This window comes from Holophagales bacterium, from assembly GCA_016699405.1.
In the GTDB taxonomy this organism is placed as follows: domain Bacteria; phylum Acidobacteriota; class Thermoanaerobaculia; order Multivoradales; family JAGPDF01; genus JAAYLR01.
Genome location: CP064972.1, coordinates 3,761,410 through 3,779,620, shown reverse-complemented (window position 1 = coordinate 3,779,620; position 18,211 = coordinate 3,761,410). Strand labels below are relative to the sequence as shown.

Here is an 18,211-nt window from a genome sequence, read left to right as displayed (position 1 = left end):
CCGGCGAGCTGCACGCTCGCCAGGTTCGAGCCGGCAACGACGATAGCCCTGCGGGCCCGGCGGCGCCATGACCTGGATCAGGTCGAGCGCCGCGCGCTCTGCGGATCGGGCGAGTCGGAGTGGCGGTTTGCTTCCGTCTTTGCTCTCGTGCACCCCTGGTACGCTCCCGGCGATGGCCTCTGCGCGCTCGCTCTACGAGCGTCACCTGCTGCCGCACCTCGTCCACGTCGTCTGTGGATCGACGCGTGCGGCCGAGCAACGGCGCCTCGTCGTGCCGCGAGCGACGGGCGAGGTGCTGGAGATCGGCTTCGGGTCGGGGCACAACCTCGCCTTCTACCGGCCCGAGGCGGTGACGCGGCTGATCGGCCTCGAGCCGTCGGAGGCGATGTGGGATCTGGCGCAGCCGGCGATCGCTCGGGCCGCCGTGACGGTCGAGACGGTCGTGGCCTCGGCGGAGGAGATTCCGCTCGCCGACGCGAGCGTCGACAGCGTCGTGTCGACCTACACCCTCTGCACCGTGCCGGAGGCGAGCCGCGCGCTCGCCGAGGTGAAGCGCGTGCTCCGGCCCGGCGGACGGTTGCTCTTCTGCGAGCACGGCGAGGCGCCGGACGCGACGGTGCGGCGCTGGCAGCAGCGCCTCGATCCGCTCTGGACCCGCGCGGCGGGTGGCTGCCACCTCGGCCGGCCGATCGCAGCGCTCGTCGCGGCCGCGGGCTTCGCCCTCGACGAGCTCGAAACGGCCTACCTGAGCGCGCTGCGACCGGCGGCGTTCAACTACCGCGGCGTCGCGCGGCCGGCGGAGGGAACGAAGGCGCCGGTCAGCGCGGCCACAGCCAGCCGAAGAAGCCGGCGGTGACGAGCGAGTAGATCAGGCCGTCGGCGACGTGCTTGAACGTCACCCCCCACGGCTGACCGCGCCAGATCGAATCGACGACCTGGCCGAGACCGTAGGCCATGAAGGCGCAGGCGCCGACGACGCGGAAGACGGCGAGATAGTGCGCCCCGGCGGCCACCGTGTGCGCCGCGAGGTAGGCGGTGAAGAAGCCGACGACGAGGCAGTAGACGAGCCAGGTGCCGAGGTACTTGCCCATCGCCGGCCGACCGCTCGGCACGATGGTCAGCGTGCCGACGGGGCCCTTCTCGAACTTGGCGACCGTATCCGGCGACTTCATCCCCTCCATGGTGCAGAACGGTAGCTGGTAGATGCCCGGGGCCAGCGTATTGCGGCCGAGCACCTCGAGCGTTTCGGCTTCGTTCGGCAGCTTGTGGTAGTCGCCGCGGTGGAGCGGCAGCACCATGTGGAGGATCGAGCTGACGACGAAGACGCCGATTGCCGAAAGCAGGATGGGGAGCCAGAGCGACGCGAGCGAGACCATGGAACCTCCTCGGGAGGCGACGGCCGGGACGGCTGTCGCGACGTGAACGGTGCAACGCGGGATCGCGACGAGAAGCTAGCACGGCGTTTCGGAAGAAAGAAGGGTCCTCGCCGGCCCTCTTGTGAGTGGGCCGCTTGCGAGGCGGACGCTTCGAGCCTACGCTCGGCGCATGAAGAAGAGTCTCGGAGTCGGCCTTTTGCTTCTTCTCGCCGCGGCGACGACGACGCGCGCGCAGCGCTCGTTTCCGTCCACGGTGTCGCGCATCCGCGTACTCAACGACCAGCTCACCCCCTCGTCGATGACCGAGGCCCAGGTCAGCTTCGCCGCGACGCACTACGTCGGCACGCAGAAGGTGCGGCGCGCCGAGGCCCGGCACTTTCGCACCTACAACCCCGGCTTCCTGGTGTTGCACTACCGCCTCGGGCAGGCGCTCGGTCACTCCTACCCTGCGGGCTGCGCGCCGACCGGAGCGATGCTGCAGATCGTGCACGGCGACAGTTGGGTGCAGGAGTGGCCGGGCGATGCGAGCGTCGTCGAGTCCTGGTTCTTCCACCAGGGGGGGCAGCGCGTCTTCTCCTGTTCGAACGGGCACTACCTCGCCGACCTCGACTCGACGACCTGGCGCGCCTGGTGGAGTGCGCAGGTGGTCCAGCAACTCCTCGACAACGAGGACGACGCCGTCTTCGCCGACAGCTACAGCGTGCCGAACTACTTCGGCGGTTGCGACTGGAGCCCCTGCCTGCCCGACGTCGACCCGACCTTCGAGTCCGCCTGGGCGGCGCGCGAGCACGCCTTCACCGACTACATGAAGACGACGCTCGCCTCCGGCGGCTGGAAGTGGCTGCCGAACCTCGGCGCGATGATCACCTCGCGCGACCCGTCGGACTGGAGCAACGTCGACGGGGCGATGATCGAGGGGTTCGCCGAGTGGGGCGGCGGGAGCTACTTCGACACCAGCGACTGGGTCTTGCAGATGAACCGCATCCTGCCGCTCTCGTCGGCCGGGAAGATCCTGATCGCCCAGACCTATCCGAACGAGGCCGATGTCGGCGAGCGGATGTTCGTCCTCGGCTCGTACCTGCTGGTCAAGGGGAGCCGCTTCTACGTCAACCTCGACACCGGGCTCGATCCGGAGTGGTTCCCGGAATACGCGATCTTCCTCGGCCGTGCCGTCGACCCGCTGCCGGCGACGATCGCCGGCCTCTACGACACGACGCGCAGCGTCTACACCCGGCGCTACCTGCACGGCCGCGTCTACGTGAACCCCGGCACGACGAGCCGCACTTTCGACCTCGGTGGCAGCGTCGACCGCGTTCTCCCGATCGGCGGCGGCGCCGTGCCGGCCAACGGCCTGGCACCCGGGTCGCTGAGCTTCTCGACCGTCACGGCGCTCACCCTCGGCGCCCACCAGGCCGCCGTCCTCCTCGACGACGCCGGCCTCCTCCTGGCCGACGACCTCGAGACCGGCGACCTCTCGACCTGGGGGGCGCCGTAGGTCCGGAGGCCGGGCGTTTGGGTATTTCCCCGGATTTTCGGTAGCGTCCGACCTTCAACCCGGTCGTGGCTCGTGCGGCCTCGCCCGCATTCTCAGGGAGCTTCCGCGATGGCCCAACGCTCGCTGCGTGTCCTGTTGCTGTGCCTGCTGGTCGGCACCGCCTTGGCGGCCTCGCCCGCCGAGGCAAAGAGTGTCTACGGCAAGGTGCTCGAGGTTCGGGAGGCCAACCTCCTGCTGCTCGATCACGGTGCGGGAACGTATGTCCTGCGGCTGCGGGGAATCGACGCGCCGGTCGCTCAGGCGCCGTTCGCTCTCGAGGCTCGGCTGTTCGTCGAGGGCAAGGTCCGCGGCAAGCAGGTCCGAGCACGCATCGAGCGTCGCATCGACGGCGACGAGATGGAGGCCATGCTGCTCGTCGACGGCGAGGATGTCGGGCTCGCACTGCTGCGCAACGGCCTCGCGCGGCGCGCGGCGGGAGCCCACTACAAAGCACACGGTGACGGTCGCCTCGACGATCTCGTCGCCGCCGAGCGCGAAGGAAGGGAGGCCCACCGCGGACTCTGGTTGCACGGCGGAACAGTGCCGGAGGAGAAGGGCGCGAGCGCCGGCGACGTCGGAACCTCCGAAGCGACCGAAGCCGTCGAGCAGTCGGGCAGCAGCGACCAGAACGCGAGCCAGTTGGCCGGCATCGACAACGAATGCGCGATGGCGCAGGACCCGTCGAATCCACAGCGGCTCTTCCAGGCCTGCAACACCAACGTCGACGCGCTGTTCGCGGCGCGCAGCGTCGACGGCGGGGAGACGTGGACCTACCCCGACCCCACCGACAAGCGGATCGCCGACGGCGACGCCGGGCAGGGGGCGACCGCCTGTTGCGACCCGACGCTCGCCTGGGACCGCTTCGGCAACCTCTTCGTCACCTACATCAACTCGGCCGTGAACGCGGTCGTCACCCTGCTGTCGACCGACGGCGGTCAGACCTTCACCCAGATCGCGAGCTTCTCCGGCAGCGTCGACCAGCCGACGGTGGTGGTGTCGAGCGTCGGCACCGATGCGCACGTCTGGGTGGTCTGGAACTCGAGCGGGTCGATGGTCGCCCGTGGCGCGTTGGTCACCGGCCTCGGGTCGGTGGGTGCCTTCGGCGCCGTGCAGACCGCGCCCTCGACCTCCGGCTGCAGCTTCGGCGACATCGCCGTCTCGCCGACCGGCGTGGTCGTCCAGGTCTGCGAGGTGCCGACCGGCGGCCAAGGGCCGGCGAACGTGAGAACGAACGTCGACGCCGACGGGCTCGGGGTCGGCGGCTTTGGAGCCATCGCCACGGCGACGACGACGAATGTCGGGGGGTTCGACTTCATTCCGGCGCAGCCGAACCGGTCCGTCGATGCCGAAGCGGGTCTGGCCTACGACGCCTTCCCGTCGAGCCCGCACTTCGGGCGGCTCTATCTCGTGTACACCGAAGAGCCGACGAACGAGAACAACGACACCAACATCATGCTGCGCTACTCGGACGACAACGCGACCACCTGGAGCGCGGCAATCCGCGTCGACGACGACACGACGACGCGGAGCCAGTTCCTTCCGAAGATCGCCACCGACCCGACGACCGGCAACATCGGCGTCTGCTGGCACGACGCACGGGGCTCGGCAAGCAACAACGCGGCCGTGATGTACTGCGCCACCGCCAGCTCGAGCACGACGACGCCGACGTTCTCGCGCAGCATCGCCGTGAGCGACGGAGCTTCGATCTCCCCGTCCGGTTCGCCGATGGACTTCGGCGACTACACGGGATTGGCGTTCGTCGACGGCGTGGTTCACCCGGCGTGGGGTGACAGCTCGAATTCCACCGGCAACAACCCGGATGGCAGCAACCAGTTCGACGCCTACACCGACCGTCTCTCGGCCCTCGGCGTCGTCTTTTCCGACGGCTTCGAGACCGGCCTCACGACGCGCTGGAGTCGCAAGTCGCCCTGAGCCGGTCGAGGCTTCCCGGCGTGATGGTGGCCGGGGAACGGCGCTGCGGGTCGGTCGAGCTCGGTTGGCGAGTCGCTCAGGGCGCGCCGGCGGCGTCGTTCGATCCGTCCGGGTCGGCGGTCTCTTCGCGGAAGGCGAGCAGGAGGTCCCAGGCGAGACGGCCGGCCCAGGCGAGGAGCCAGATCATCAGGCCGACGAGCAGGTGGAGGACGAGCACGGCGCCGCGCAGGGCGAGCAGCGAGGCGACGAGGATCGTGCTGTAGACGATCAGCGAAAGGCGGAAGAGACGCAGGTGGGTGGCCCCTCTTGCGCCGGCGGCGATGGCGCGGCGGCGGGCCGAGAGGGTCTGAGCGAGGGCCATGCCGCCGAGCACGAGGAGCGGGATGCCGACGCCGAGCGGCTTCTGTCGCGGAATGAGGAAGATCAGCGCGAAGAGGACGAGGTAGAGGAAGTTGGTGAAGGCGTGGAAGGCGAGCTCGCGCGTCGCGGCGTGACGGCGGTCGAGCAGCCGGTCCATGTTCAGCGAGAGGCTGACGAAAAGCAGTCCGGCAAGCGTGGCGGCGACCCCGGCGAAGGCGGCGTAGAAGGTCTGCCACTCGGCAATGCGCTGCGAGAAGTCGCCCTGGGAGCCGACGGCGAGGATCGATTCGAACATGGGCGAAGTCTAGCCCGCCTTCCTCGCCGCTCCGGTCACGCTCGCCGGGCGCAACGTTTCCACTCCGGCGGCGGGGGAGAGATAGGGACAGATGAGATGAGGGGGCCAGCCCCCCTCGTCTCATCTGTCCCCTGTTGCCTCTTGCTTGTGGACGGCTACGGCCAGGCGTAGGTCCAGAGGCCGAGGCCGTCGAGCTCGAGCTCGTCGCAGTGGATGCACGGGGCGATCGCGCCGGCGACGACGAGGGCGAACGGTTGGGCGCCGAGCGGCAGCGCGAAGGCGCGCACCCGCGCGGCCCAGAGCCCCGGCGTGGGGGCGAGCCGTCGCGCCTGCTCGACGCTGTTGCGGCGGTCGGCGCTCCCTCCGGCGGTCGAGGCGCCGCCGCTCCAGACGTTGCCGAGGAAGGTGCCGTCGGGGCCGAGCAGCTCGAGGTCGAGGTCGGAGACGAGGTGCACCGAGGCGGCCGGCGTCGAGGGACGATCGGTCCAGGCGAGCGTGGCGCGCAACGGCTCGCTCGCGTCGAGCACGCGGAAGGTGGCGACGCGTCGTTCGCCGGTGGCTGCCGGTCCGTCGCGATCGTCGCGCGCCAGCAGGCGCCGAGACTCGGTGCCGAGAGCGAGGGCGTCGTCGAGCTTGATCCGCCCCCAACCCTGACAGCGCGACGGCGGCGGGGTGGCGACGCTCTCCATGGCGACGGTCGAAGCGAGCATCGTCGCCTTGACCAGCGCCGCGGTCGGCGAGAAGCCGTCGGCCGGTGTCGCCGTGCCGCTCGGGTAGAAGCCGTCGGCGTAGTACTGCCGCACCAGCGCGGCGAAGCCGGCGGCGCCGGGTGTCGCCATGCTGGTGCCGCTCATCGAGGTCGTGCCGCAGTTGGCGTTGCCGGCGTTGAGGTCGTTGGCGGCCGAGACGATCGAGCTGCCCGGCACGGTGAGGTCGGGCTTGTAGCGCTGGTCGTCGGTCCAGCCGCAGGAGGAGAATGACGCCATCGAGCCGGCGCTCGTCGAACGGAGCGTTGCGCCGACCGAGAGGCCGTTCTTCGCCGTCGAGGGTGAGCTGACGGTGTTGTTGCCGGGTCCGGAGTTGCCGGCCGCGAAGACGAGCAGGAACTCGGGGTGCTCCCACATGAACTGGTCGACGTCGCGGCTCGCCGCCGTGTAGTTGTTCTGCACGACGGCGTTCTCGTTGTCGCCCCAGCTGTTCGAGTGGATCCGCGCCCCCTGGTCGTAGGTCTGCTGGAAGATCGGTTTCAGGTCGACGACCGGGCAGCCGATGCCGGGCAGATCGGCGCAGTTGTCGACCGCGTAACCACCGTCCTGGATCACTAGGCGGGCGCCCGGTGCCATGCCGTCGGCTGTGTTCCGCGTGCCGTTGCCCAGGTTGTCGCCAGCCACCGTGCCAGCGACATGAGTGCCGTGACCCTGTGTGTCCCACTCCGAGTTGCCGATGCCGCCGCTGCACTCGTTGCTCCACAGGAAGTCGACGGCCAGGAGCTTGCCGCGGCTGCCGTCGATCCCCGTGCCACCGTCGCAGGCGTTGGTCGGCGGCAGTGCGCCGCTCGTCTCGCGGAAGAAGCACATGTTCGGGTCGATGCCGGTGTCGAGCACGGCGACGATCTGGCCGGCGCCGGTGATGCCGGCGGTGTAGAGCGGCGTGGCCTGCCCGCCGGCGAGCCCGCTCTGGCCGACCCAGGCGGTGGTGTCGTTGAGGAGCCGGCGGGCCGGCTCGAGATCGAGCCAGAGGACCTCCGGCAACGCGTCGAGGTGGGCGACGAGCGTCGCGAGCGCGCGATCGGGCAGCAGCAGCCCGAGGCGACCCTGCTCGGCGCCGCGGGCTTCGCCGGTGATCTGCACGGGTCCGCTGCGAGCGCCGGTGAGCGAGAGAAGGCGGCGGCCGACCGCGGCAGGCTCGGCGACCGGGTCGGGCTCGAGGATCACCCAGCGCCGCGTCGCGTCGTCGGCTCGTGCCCCTCGCGCGAGGGCGAGGGCTGCCGGCGAAACGCGCAGCGCGCTCGGGTATCCGCCGATCCAGAGCGCGCCAAGCGCGGCGGCGTCGGGAGTCTCGACGCGGTCGTCGAGGCGGACGAGGAAGGCGTGGTCGGGGACGTAGCCGAGGATCGTGCCGAGCGCCGCGACGCGCTCCCGTTCGAGTCGGCCGGGCGGCTGGGCGAACTGGACGAGGCGGTAGCGGAACGGCGCGCGGTCGCTGTCGGCCAAGGCGCCGACGGCGCTCGCCGTCTCACGCACGGCCGCGTCCCCTGCGGCGGCGAGATGGAGGGGTGGCGGTGGGGTGGTGGCGGCGACGGCGGAGAGCGTGGAGGAGGCGGCCGTGGCTCCGAGCAGGAGCACGGCGAGACGGAATCGGGGGCTCACCCGCGAAGTCTAACGCCGCGGTCGGCGCGCCGGCGAAGCGGTTCGCGGGCCCTCGCCGGCCTGCCTCAGACCGCGTCGCGGTGCTCCGCGTCGATCTCGGCCGGGCTCCCCCGCAGCTCGGACCAGCCGGCCAGAGTACCGCTCTCGAAGGCGTCGGCGAGGATGGCCCGGCTCACCGTCACGGAGCCGGCGACGAGAACGAGATGACCGTTGGCAACGCTCTCGGAGAGGGTCCCCTCGCCGTTGTCGAGCAGGGCCGTGGCGGCGACGAGCGTCACCGCAAAGCTCTCGCCGAGCGCCAGGCCCGCGGCGAGGCCGAGGCGGAAGTTGCCGACGAGATCGCCGGGTGCGGCGCGATCGAGGCGGAAGGTGAGCGGCGCCTGGTCCTGGGCGAAGGCGAAGAGGACGTAGCAGTAGCCGGCGCCGCGACCGACCGAGCTCATCAGCGTCGCCTTGCCGAGCGTGACGCCGGCCTGGACGAAGTCGCACGAGGTGACCGACGCGGCCGGGTACTCGATGCGCACCGCGAAGCCCTGGATCTCGAACCCGGCGCCGTCACCCTCGTCGAGCAGCGTGCCGGCGCGATCGCGCACCGAGAGCGCGATCTCGGCGCTCCGTCCCGCAAGGCCTCGTCCGGCGCCGGCCGAGAGCTCGTCCTCCGCCGCGGCGGGAACGGCTGCCGCGGCGAGGAGGAGCGCGACGATCGCGCGGGGGACGTGGCGCACCCGCGCGAGCGACCCCGAACCGGGAGCGTCCGGCGTCACGGGCGGACCTCGACGGCGCCGTCGACGAGGCGGAGCCAGCCGTTCGTCGCCGACTCGGTCGTCGTGCCGGACTGATTCGAGAGCAGCGTCGTCCCCGGATCGAGGCGCAGCTCGACGCGCCCGCCGGGGGCCTCGGCCGCAGCGGCCGAGAGCGTGAGGACGATCTCGGCGACGAGATCGCCCTCGGATCGCCCCCGACCCGCCGGCGAGCTCCATGCGAGCGGGGTCGCGATCTCGTCGAAGACCGCGACGAGCCCGGCGCCGCCCTCGGCCACCGGTGCCGACTCGAAGAGCGGCGACGCGAGGGCGAGGCGACCGGCGCGGCGGAGCTCGACGTGGGCCGCGGCGTTGGCCGGGACGACGCGCACGCCGAAGCCCAGGGCCTGCAACCGCTCGCCCGGGGGCCGGTCGTTGCCGAGCGGGCTGCCGTCGACGTCGGCGAGGACGAGGGGCACGCGGATCGTCGCCCCGGCCCGGGCCTTGCTCTTGCCGAGGGTCAGCACCGGTCGCGCCCGCCGCTCGGTGCTCGTGGGCTCTGTCCTCGCGACCTCCGGCGCGCCGGTCGCCTTCACGGCGAGCGCGGCCCCGGCGACGCTCTCGCGACTCTCGCCACTCCACGCCGGGGCCGGTCCGCCGGCATAGAAGTAGTTGATGAGGTAGAAGATGTCGGCCGTGGTCACGCCGCCGCTGCCGTTGGCGTCGGCGTCGCCCCGCGGCGGCGGGCCGCTCGCCAGGAAGTAGTTGATGAGGAAGAAGACGTCGGAGACGTCGAGGCTGCCGTTGCCGTTCGCGTCGCCGCGCACGGTGGAGAAGGCGAGCGTGGTACACCCCGTCGATTCGCGATAGGCCCCATCGAAGGCGCGCAGCTCGTAGGACGGGGTCGTCCCGGTGAACGCCCCGCCGTCGTCGAACTGGGTGGTGTCGGCGGCGATCTCGGCGAGCATCGCGCCATCGCGGTGGAGGTGGTAGCGGAAGAGGCCCGACTGCGGGTCGGTGACGGCGTTCCAGGTCAGTCGCACCTTGCGGCCCACCGAGGCGGCGGCCAGCGTCGGACAAGGCGGCGGCGTGAGATCTCCGCTGCGACAGGCGCTGGTCTGGAAGTAGAGCGAGGCGGCGAGGCTCGGGAGCATGCCGAGCGTGACGCCGTTCCAGGCCATCACCCCGCTGCCGCGATAGGTCCAGAAGCTCGCTCCGGGATCGACGGTTCCATTCGGCTGTACCGTGATCTCGCGCACGCCGGCCTCCTGCCCGGCGAGATGGAGCAGGTGATAGCGACCGTCGGCGGGCGTCCAGTAGAGGCCGAGGACGAGGTCGCGCAGCGAGGTGCTCACCACCGGCACCTCGGGGAAGACCTTGCTGCCGTCGAGGTTCAGTCGGGTGAAGTAGACCTCCTCGAGCGGCGGATCGAGGCTGCGCTGCTCCGACCAGGCGAAGGCGAGCTGATCGCCGGTCCAGAGCATCTGGAAATTCGACGTCGGGTCGTCGGCCTGAGTCGCGGCCGTGAGCGCAACGTTGGCGGTGAGCGAGCTGCCGTCCGGGGCGAGCAGCCGGTAGTAGAGGTTGTTGTCGCTGCCGCGCCAGACGAGCACCCAGCCGCTGCCCACCCATTGCAGGATCGGCGGCGCCGCGACCACGCCGGCGGGTACGTTGACCTCCGGCGCCTGGAGCGTGCCGTCGCTGTCGAGACGCAGGAAGGTCATGCCGTTGGCGCCGTTGCGGGGCCAGACCAGAGCGACCTCCTCGCCGGAGAAGCCGATCGCCACGCCAGCGCGATAGCCGGGTGTCGTCGAGACGGAGAGCTCGGCGCCGCGCGGCGTGCCGGTGGCGCTCCAGGTGCCATAGCGCAGGTCGTTGCTCCCGGCCTGCCGCCAGGCGACGGCGAAGAAGTCGCCGAACGCGAACATCGCCGGCTTGCCGTTGGCCGAGGTCGAGGTGAGCGGCGAAGGAACGGACACGGGAGGCTCCGGTGCCGTCCCAGAGCCGCGCCTGGACCTGCGAGCCTCCCGGTCGCTGCGTCGGTCCAGGTGGCGACGAAGCCGGCACCGAGCGGAGCGACGGTCGCATTGCCCGGCCCGACGGTTCCCGTGCCGGTACCGGCAAGGTGCCCCGTGGTGAGGGCGACGGGAGGGTCTGCGGCGCTGCTGCCGGTGGCGTCGACCCGGATGCCGGCGATCTCGAGCGTGCCCGTCGTCTGATCGGTGGCGGCGACCAGGAAGTCGCTGCCGTTGCCGGCGACGTCGGCATAGGCCACCAGGTCGGCCCGTCCGTCGTGCGGCGTGATCGCCTCGAGGTCGCCGAGGCGCGCACCGGCGGCGTCGGTGCGCAGGCGACAGATCTCGTTCGGCGAGTCGCACTCGACGAAGAGCGAGAAGCCGCCGCCGGGCTCGCGTTGAAGCAGGGGATCGCCCCAATCGGTCGCCGGATCGTCGGAGACGCGCACCGTGGGGCCGAGCGGGTCGCCGTTCGCGGCGAAACGCTGCAGGCGCGTGGCGGTGTCGCCCGAGAGCGCGTCGACGTCGGTCCACGCCACGGCCCAGCCGGCCCCGTCGGCGACGACGTCGAAGCGGTAGGTGCCGATGGCGGAGGGGTAGTCGTCGAGCGTCGTGCGGCTGCCGAGCAGGGTTCCACTCGCCTCGTCGAGGCGCTGGAAGTAGCCGGTCATCGTCGTGTCGCGGGCCTCCCACCAGGCGAGGCCGTACTCGCCGGTCGTCGCGTTCCAGGCCGCGACCACGTCGGCGACGTGCGCCGCTGCGGGTTGGAGGACGGCGACCGGCCCGACGACGACATCGCCGTCGGCATCGAGCCGGCGATAGACCAGATCGAGCATCGGCGGGCTCACCATTTCGAGGTTGAAGAAGCCCCAGTGCGTGCCGTCCCAGGCGAGCATCGGCGGGAGGTTGGAGTCGAACGGGTGCTGCGTCTCGGCCGAGGTGAGACGGAGGTCGCCGCGCAGCTTCGTGCCGTCGACGTCGAGCAGGGCGAAGAAGTCGCTGGAGGCGAACCGCCCGCCCGGCTGGTCGACGAGGTAGTCCTGCCAGACGACGCCGTAGCGCGAGCCGTTCCAGACGATCGTCGGCGTGAAGGCGCCGAACTCGCTCGCACTCACCGCAACGGGCGAGCCGACCGGGGCGAGGTCGGCGGCGGCGAAGCGCTGGAACCAGACCTGGTCCTGGAAGGCGCTCTCGCGTCCCTGCCAGGCGACCGCCCACGAGCTGCCGTTCCAGGCGACCGACGGATAGCGCGCCCAGCCGCGCGGTGGACTGAGGCGGGTCGGACAGACGGTCACTGCCGCAGCGGGGAAGGTGGTGGCGACCGCGAGATTCGAGCGGTGGCTGTCGGCGGGCAGGAGGGTCACCAGACGGTAGCCGTAGGCGGTGGCCGGCAGCAGGCCGCTCGCGTCGAGGAAGGCGGTGTCGTTCGGCCCGGCGGTGCCGACCGGGCTCCAGGTCACGCCGTCGCTCGTGCGTTCGACGCGGAAGCCGGTCTCGGCGAGGTTCGGATCGCTCCAGGTCAACCGGATCGAGGAAGCGGACTGGGGTGCGGCGTAGAGCCCGCGCGCCGCGTTCGAAGCGACGGTGAACGAGCCGCCGGCAAGCGTCAACGTGCCGAGTGCCAGGGTCTCTTCGACGGTGCCGGCCTGGTTCGACAGGGCGGTCACCGGGTCGAGGGTCAGGGTCAGCGTCCCCGGCTCGGCGTCGGGGGCCAGGTCGAGCACCAGGTGGGCGACCAGGTCGCCGGGGGCGGGACCGTCGAGAGAGAACGGGACGGCGTTCGTGCTCTCGTCGAACGAAGCCACCCAGCTCGCGCTGTTGCCCGACTGCGTGTTGTTCTCGAAGCCGGAAAGCGCCTGGGTGATTCCGGCGCGCTCGAAGTGGGCGCTCGCCACCGCGGCGGCGGGGGACCACACGACCTTGAAGAGGAGCCCCTGGATGTGGAGCCCGGCGGCGCGGTCGAGGCCGAGCGGGGAGTGCAGGAGATCGCGGACGAAGATCGGCACCGGGACCGACTGGCCCGGGAATCCGGCCGCACCGCTCCCGACCGCGACCGCGTCGGCTCCGTTGAGGAAGACGAGGTTGGCCGCTGCCTCGGAGGTGTTGCCGAGCGCGTCGGTGGCGGTGGCGGTGAGACGCGGGATCGTCGTCTCCGGAGCGGAGACGAAGTCGACGGTGAACGCGCCGCCGCTCGACGCGGTGCCGTCGGCGAGGAACGCCTTCGGCTCGCCGAAGAGGTCGGGAGGCTCCTTCGGCGATGAACAGCTCGACGAGCGATCCCGCCGGGGCGCTGCCGCTGACACGGTAGGTGTCCGGGGCACCGGCCCAACCGACGCCGGTGAGAACGGGCTTGTTCAGCACGGTGTTCGGGCCGAGGTCGAGGTCGCCGGCGTCGTTCGCGGTCGGGCCGCAGCAGCAGTTGAAGCCGATCCCCTGTCCGCCGTTGCTCCACACGGCGTTGCGGGTGATGCGGTTGCGTTCGCTCGGCACGCGAAGCTGGAAGAGCTCGCCGCAGAGTCCGACCTGTCCGCCGGCGCAACCGCCGGTGTTGCCGTCGGTGGAGAGTGCGGTCGCGCCGGGACCGCTGACGACGAGCTTGAGATTCGCCGCGCCGCCGCCCTCCTGGTAGTCGAGGCGGATCGTGTGGGGCGCCGCGGTGAGGGCGAGTGACACCGGCGTCGGCGTGCCGCCTCCGAGCCAGTCGATCAGCACGTTGCCGTCGACGCGGAGCCGCGCCTGGTCGTCGACGCTCGGCAGGGCGAAGGTGTAGGTCCCGGCGCTGGCGATCGCCAGCGTGCCGGTGAGGCGGAGACCGATGTTCTCGGTGAACGGGTGGCCGCCGTTGTCGAAGAAGGTCGCACCGCCGCGCCGGCGGAAGAACGAGCAGTCGTCGGTCAGGTCGATCGGGGTGACGACCTCGACGCGGTCCGGCGTGAGCGCGGCGAAATCGGGGTACCCGCCGTTGGCGTGCTCTTCGACGCGGATCCCGTCGCCTCCCATGGCGGTGATCCGGTTGCCCGGGCCGATCGTGTTGTCGCTCGCGCCATTCTCGATCTTTACGCCGAAGCAGTGACCGCCGTGCGCGGTGCCGGCGAGGTCGAGACCGATCCAATTGCACTCGACGAGGTTGCCGGAGGTCCCAGCCCCCTCCAGCAGGAGGTCGCCGCCGTGGTTGCAGCCGGGAAAGCCGAAGAAGGCGAGCCCACGCAGGTGGTTGCCGGAGGAGTGGATCGAGAGCGGATTGCCGTCGCCGAGGCCCGACCCGTCGAGGGCGATCTCGGGCTCGCAATCGGCGTCGAGGTCGCCGTCGATCGTCGTGCCGTTCTCGCTCAGCCCGGGCAGGGGCGACGCGAGCGCAACGGTGCCGCCCGAGAGCCCGGCGGCGAAGCCGATGATCGTCGGACGTCCGTCGGCGTTGGCGAGAGCGATCGCCTCGCGCAGCGTGCCCGTCCCGCTGTCGGCGAGGCTGGTGACGGTCAGGGTGGCCGGCTGCGCCCCGGCGGTGGCGGCGAGGGCGAAGAGCAGGGCGAGTGCGCACCGGCAAGCCGGTGGCGTCCAGGAGTGGGTCATGGCGACCTCCTGCGGGGATGGGAAGGACCCGACGGATCGAGGGTGAGCACGAGCGTGCGACCCCTCCTCAGGGTCCCCAGGGCTGCAGCTCGGCAGTGGGGGCCTCGAGGACTTTTCTACGCCGATTTCCGCCAATGTCAAGGCGGAGCGGCGGCGTTCGCCGGTCAGTCGCCGCGAACGGAGACCGCGAAGGCGATTCGTCCTACTTCGCGGTCGCGCCGAGGACCCAGGGAGAAAGCCCGAGACCGTCCGGTTCGCGGCCGGCGCGCAAGTCGAGGATCTTGCTCCACGTCGTGAGGTCGACGACCGAGATCAGGTCGGCGTTCGAGTGGGCGACGTAGGCGCGACGACCCTCCGCGTCGATGACCAGGCCCACCGGCACGGAGCTCGTGCCGAAGCGGTCTCCGGCGAAGTGATCGGCGGAGGCCGCCGGGGTGGCCGGCAACGGCACGCGCCTCGTCAGCCGATGCTCCGCCACCGAGAAGACGGCGAGGTCGCCGCTCTTGGCACAGGTCACGAGCATGGAACGTCCGTCCGGTGTCGCCGCGAGGCGGATCGGAAAGGCCGGGGCGGAGAGGGTGGTCCGCGGAGCGAGGGTCGTCGTGTCGACGACGGTGATCGAGTCGGCCTCGCGATTGGCGACCCAGAGCTCGGCGGCGTCGCGGGTGAGGGCGATCCCCTCCGCCCCGGGACCGGTCCGCACCTCCGCGAGGCGCTGGCCGGTGGTCAGGTCGAAGACGGTCACCGAGCCCGAGCCGATGTTGGCGACGTAGGCGCGACGGCCGTCCGGGCTGGCGACGACCATGTGCGAGAGCTCGGCGCCGGTGAGCAGGGCACGTTCGACGATTGCCCGTTCCGGGTCGACGACGAGGAGCGCGCGATCGGCTTCGGCGGTGACCAGCAGGCGGCGACCGTCAGCCGTCCAGGCGATTCCGTGTGGCCGCGAGTAGGGAGCGAGCTGGATCGTCCGAGCGATTCGGCGCGCCGGAAGATCGACGACGGAGAGCGTGCTGCCGGCCGTGCCGCGCGGGCCGTAGCCGCTGACGATGGCCGTGCGACCGTCGGGCGAAACGGCGACCTCGTGCGGTCCCGCGGCGGTCGGCAGCGTAGCGCGCACGGCTCGGCTGGCGAGATCGACGAGCGAGACGGTGGCCTCCGACTTGTTGGCGACGACGAGGGTCGCGGCGCCGAGCGGCGAGCCGGCGAGCGTCCAGGCGACGAGCACCGATCCGGTGACGGCGAGGAGGCGGAGGTGGCGCATCGGTTCAACTCCCGGGTTGGGCCTCGAGGGGCGTTGGATCCGCCGCGAGCTCGGCGAGGATCGCGACGGTGGAGGTGAGGGTCGCGCCGGCGCGCGCCATGCGGCGCAGGCCGCGCTGTCGATTCTCCTCGGCGATCGACCCCACGGCATCGCGGGCGACGACGATGTCGTAGCCACGGCGGCGTGCCCCGAGGACCGTGGCCACGACGCAGACGTGGCTCTCCGTGCCGCAGACGAGGAGCTGCCGCCGCGCCGGCCATTGCCGCAGGCGGCCGACGAGCTCACGGGACCCGAAGCTGCTGAACGACATCCGGTCGATCGCTGCGCCGGCCGGCGACTCGGCGAGGAGCGCCGGGTGCGTCGCGCCGAGCCGGGCGGCGTCGCGCGTCGTGACGAGCATCGGCACGCCGAGCGCTCGCGCCGCGCGCGCCAGTGCGATCGCTTCGGCCAGGATCCGCTCGCCGCCGGCGATCACCGGCAGCAGTCCTTCCTGCAAGTCGACGATCAGCAGCACCGTCCCTCGGCGGTCGAGCGGCATGCGCGGATGATAGCCGTGCGATTGTGCTAGCGTCCCGCGACCCCGATGAACGACCCGCAGGCACCGAACCTCGCGCGCTCCGACGACGACCGGCAGATCGGCCCCTACCGCCTCCTCGGAGTCCTCGGTCAGGGGGGCATGGGGACCGTCTATCTCGCCGAGCAGAGCGAGCCGGTGCAGCGCCGCGTCGCGCTCAAGGTGGTGCGGGCGACGCCGTTCGCGGTGGCCGACTGGGAGGTGCGCTTCGAGGCCGAGCGGCGCGCCCTCGCCCGGCTCTCGCACCCGAACGTCGCCCAGCTCTACGAGGCGGGAACGACGCCGGACGGTCACCCCTACTTCGCCATGGAGGCGGTCGACGGGGCGCACCTGACCGTCTACTGCGACGAGCGACGGCTGTCGCTCGACGAGCGGCTGCGACTCTTCCTCGATGTCTGTGCCGGGGTCACGCATGCCCACCAGAAGGGGCTGGTGCATCGCGACCTCAAGCCGTCGAACGTCCTGGTGAGCGAGAGCGCCGGCCGGCCGCTGCCGAAGATCATCGACTTCGGCATCGCCAAGGCGCTCGACCAGCCGCTGGTCGTCGCCGGGCCGACGGTCGGCCTGATCGGGACCCCCGGCTACCTCAGTCCGGAGTCGCTCGCCGCCCTGCAGGGGGCCGCCGAGACCGACATCCGCACGGACGTCTACGCGCTCGGCATCCTGCTCTTCGAGCTGCTCGCCGGGGCGCTGCCGTTCGGTGCCGACCTCGCGGCGGTCGAGATGCTGCAACGCATCCGCGACGAGGATCCGCCGCGGCCGAGCGCCCGCTTCGGCGAGATGGCGCCCTCGATCGCCGAGGCGGTGGCGGCGCGGCGCGGGGTCGCGAGGCGGACGCTCGCCCGTGACCTCGCCGGCGACCTCGACTGGATCGTCCTCAAGGCGATCGCGCGCGATCGCGAGCAGCGCTACGCCTCGGTGGCGTCGCTTGCCGCCGACATCGAGCGACACCTCGCGCTGCAACCGGTCGAGGCGGGTCCGCCGAGCGTCTGGTGTCGCACCCGCAAGCTGGTGCGCCGGCGCCGCGGCGCCGTCGCGGCGACCGTGCTGCTCCTCTCGGCGCTCGTCGGCGGCTTCGTCGCGCGGAGCGTCGAGGCCGCGCGAGCCAACCGTGCCGCGGCCGAGGCGGTGAGAGCCCGCCTGGCGGCGGAGGCGGCGCGTGGCGAGACCGAGAAGGTCGCCGACTTCCTCGTCGGCCTCTTCTCCGAGGCGAACCCGGAGCAGAACCGTGGAGTGCAGGTCACCGCGCGCGAGCTCCTCGACCGCGGCGCCGCGCGCATCCGCGGCGAGCTCGAAGAGGCGCCGCTGGTCCGCGCGCGGTTGCTGCAGACGATCGGCGGCGTCTACCAGCGACTCGGCTTGTTCAAGGAGGCACACCCCTTGGCGGTCGCGGCGCTCGCTCTGCGCGAACGGGAGCTCGGCAAGGACGACCTCCTGGTGGCGCAGAGCCTGCGCCTGCTGGCGATCGTCGAGGTCGAGCTCGGCGACCGGGCGGCGGCCGGGGAGCGCTTCCGGCGCGTCGTGGCGATCCGCGAGGCGAAGCTCGGTCCCGAGCACCCCGACGTCGGCGACGCCCTCGGCAACCTCGGTTTCTTCCTGATGCAGCAGGGGCGCTTCGAGGAGGCGCGTCCGATGCTCGAGCGCGCCGTGGCGATCCGCCGCAAGACCCTCGGCGAGAACCACCCGCGGGTCGCGCCGACGCTCTACAACCTGGCGCTGCTGCACCAGACGACCGGCCGCCTCGAGCTCGCCGAACCGCTGTTCCGCCAGGCGCTGGAGATCGAAACCGCCGCCTACGGCGAAGACCATCCGGCCGTGGCGCAGGGGCTCTACGGCCTCGGCAACCTCTACCGGGCGATGGGCCGGCTCGACGACGCCGATGCCTACCTCGGTCGCGCCCTGGTACGTTACGAGAAGCTCTTCGGCGGGGAGAACATCGAGACGGGCTACATCCACCTGGCACTCGGCCAGGTGGCCTTCGACCGCGGCCGGCTCGACGAGGCCCAGCAGGCGTTCGAAAAGGTGCTGAAGATCCAGGAGCAGAGCCTGCCGCCGGACCATCCCGACCGTCGCTCGGTGCTCGCCGAGTTGGAGAAGGTGAAGGCGGCGCGTCGCACCGTGCGGTGAGGCCGCGGCCGGCTCGGTCTGCGGAGAGGTCGCGAAGAGGCGCTGCGTCTCTCGAGGC

At 71.6% G+C, this 18,211-nt stretch carries 12 protein-coding genes and 2 pseudogenes; 5 read left to right on the top strand and 9 right to left on the bottom strand.

Going from position 1 to position 18,211, the window contains the following annotated elements:
* Nucleotides 1-172: 172 nt before the first annotated feature.
* Complete coding sequence (locus IPJ17_15720) at nt 173-856, top strand: class I SAM-dependent methyltransferase (GenBank protein ID QQR72924.1); 684 nt, start codon at nt 173-175, stop codon at nt 854-856.
* On the opposite strand, the gene IPJ17_15715 is transcribed toward IPJ17_15720, so the two are convergent.
* Nucleotides 819-1,376 carry a hypothetical protein gene (locus IPJ17_15715; GenBank protein QQR72923.1) on the bottom strand — a complete coding sequence of 186 codons (558 nt, stop codon included), beginning with the start codon at nt 1,374-1,376 and terminating at the stop codon, nt 819-821. The genes IPJ17_15720 and IPJ17_15715 overlap by 38 nt on opposite strands.
* Nucleotides 1,377-1,545: 169 nt before the next feature.
* Here IPJ17_15715 and IPJ17_15710 point away from each other — a divergent pair, with 169 nt between their 5' ends.
* Together IPJ17_15710 and IPJ17_15705 are read left to right on the top strand one after the other, a co-directional pair.
* Nucleotides 1,546-2,871, top strand: coding sequence for a hypothetical protein (locus IPJ17_15710; protein QQR72922.1), 1,326 nt, complete (start codon nt 1,546-1,548; stop codon nt 2,869-2,871).
* A 108-nt stretch (nt 2,872-2,979) separates the two neighbouring features.
* Nucleotides 2,980-4,842 (top strand): thermonuclease family protein, encoded by a 1,863-nt coding sequence (locus IPJ17_15705; protein ID QQR72921.1) that lies wholly within the window; start codon nt 2,980-2,982, stop codon nt 4,840-4,842.
* 76 nt (nt 4,843-4,918) lie between these two features.
* Here the strand turns inward: IPJ17_15705 and IPJ17_15700 are convergent, their stop codons facing one another.
* The 5 genes and pseudogenes from IPJ17_15700 to IPJ17_15680 all read right to left on the bottom strand — a co-directional run bounded on the left by IPJ17_15700 (nt 4,919) and on the right by IPJ17_15680 (nt 12,924).
* Nucleotides 4,919-5,497 (bottom strand): hypothetical protein, encoded by a 579-nt coding sequence (locus IPJ17_15700; protein QQR72920.1) that lies wholly within the window; start codon nt 5,495-5,497, stop codon nt 4,919-4,921.
* Nucleotides 5,498-5,652: 155 nt separating this feature from the next.
* Complete coding sequence (locus tag IPJ17_15695; GenBank protein ID QQR72919.1) at nt 5,653-7,866, bottom strand: S8 family serine peptidase; 2,214 nt, start codon at nt 7,864-7,866, stop codon at nt 5,653-5,655.
* Between the two features lie 65 nt (nt 7,867-7,931).
* Complete coding sequence (locus tag IPJ17_15690; protein QQR72918.1) at nt 7,932-8,630, bottom strand: hypothetical protein; 699 nt, start codon at nt 8,628-8,630, stop codon at nt 7,932-7,934.
* A gap of 641 nt (nt 8,631-9,271) precedes the next feature.
* Nucleotides 9,272-10,330 (bottom strand): annotated as a pseudogene (locus IPJ17_15685) (dockerin type I repeat-containing protein).
* Nucleotides 10,327-12,924, bottom strand: a complete 2,598-nt coding sequence (locus IPJ17_15680) for a hypothetical protein (protein ID QQR72917.1) — start codon at nt 12,922-12,924, stop codon at nt 10,327-10,329. The pseudogene IPJ17_15685 and the gene IPJ17_15680 overlap by 4 nt, the downstream one beginning before the upstream one ends.
* 116 nt (nt 12,925-13,040) lie before the next feature.
* Between IPJ17_15680 and IPJ17_15675 the strand changes: the two genes are divergently transcribed.
* Nucleotides 13,041-13,250 (top strand): hypothetical protein, encoded by a 210-nt coding sequence (locus tag IPJ17_15675; protein QQR72916.1) that lies wholly within the window; start codon nt 13,041-13,043, stop codon nt 13,248-13,250.
* On the opposite strand, the pseudogene IPJ17_15670 reads toward IPJ17_15675, so the two are convergent.
* The 3 genes and pseudogenes from IPJ17_15670 to IPJ17_15660 form a co-directional block, all read right to left on the bottom strand.
* Nucleotides 13,187-13,621 (bottom strand): annotated as a pseudogene (locus IPJ17_15670) (hypothetical protein). The gene IPJ17_15675 and the pseudogene IPJ17_15670 overlap by 64 nt on opposite strands.
* Nucleotides 13,622-14,393: 772 nt before the next feature.
* Nucleotides 14,394-15,452 (bottom strand): YncE family protein, encoded by a 1,059-nt coding sequence (locus IPJ17_15665; GenBank protein QQR72915.1) that lies wholly within the window; start codon nt 15,450-15,452, stop codon nt 14,394-14,396.
* Nucleotides 15,453-15,456: 4 nt separating this feature from the next.
* The gene (locus tag IPJ17_15660) at nt 15,457-15,990 is read right to left on the bottom strand and encodes an isochorismatase family protein (protein ID QQR72914.1); all 534 of its coding nucleotides are present in this window, start codon (nt 15,988-15,990) and stop codon (nt 15,457-15,459) included.
* Between the two features lie 45 nt (nt 15,991-16,035).
* On the opposite strand from IPJ17_15660, the gene IPJ17_15655 reads away from it, so the two are divergent.
* Nucleotides 16,036-18,153, top strand: a complete 2,118-nt coding sequence (locus IPJ17_15655) for a serine/threonine protein kinase (GenBank protein ID QQR72913.1) — start codon at nt 16,036-16,038, stop codon at nt 18,151-18,153.
* Nucleotides 18,154-18,211 lie beyond the last annotated feature (58 nt).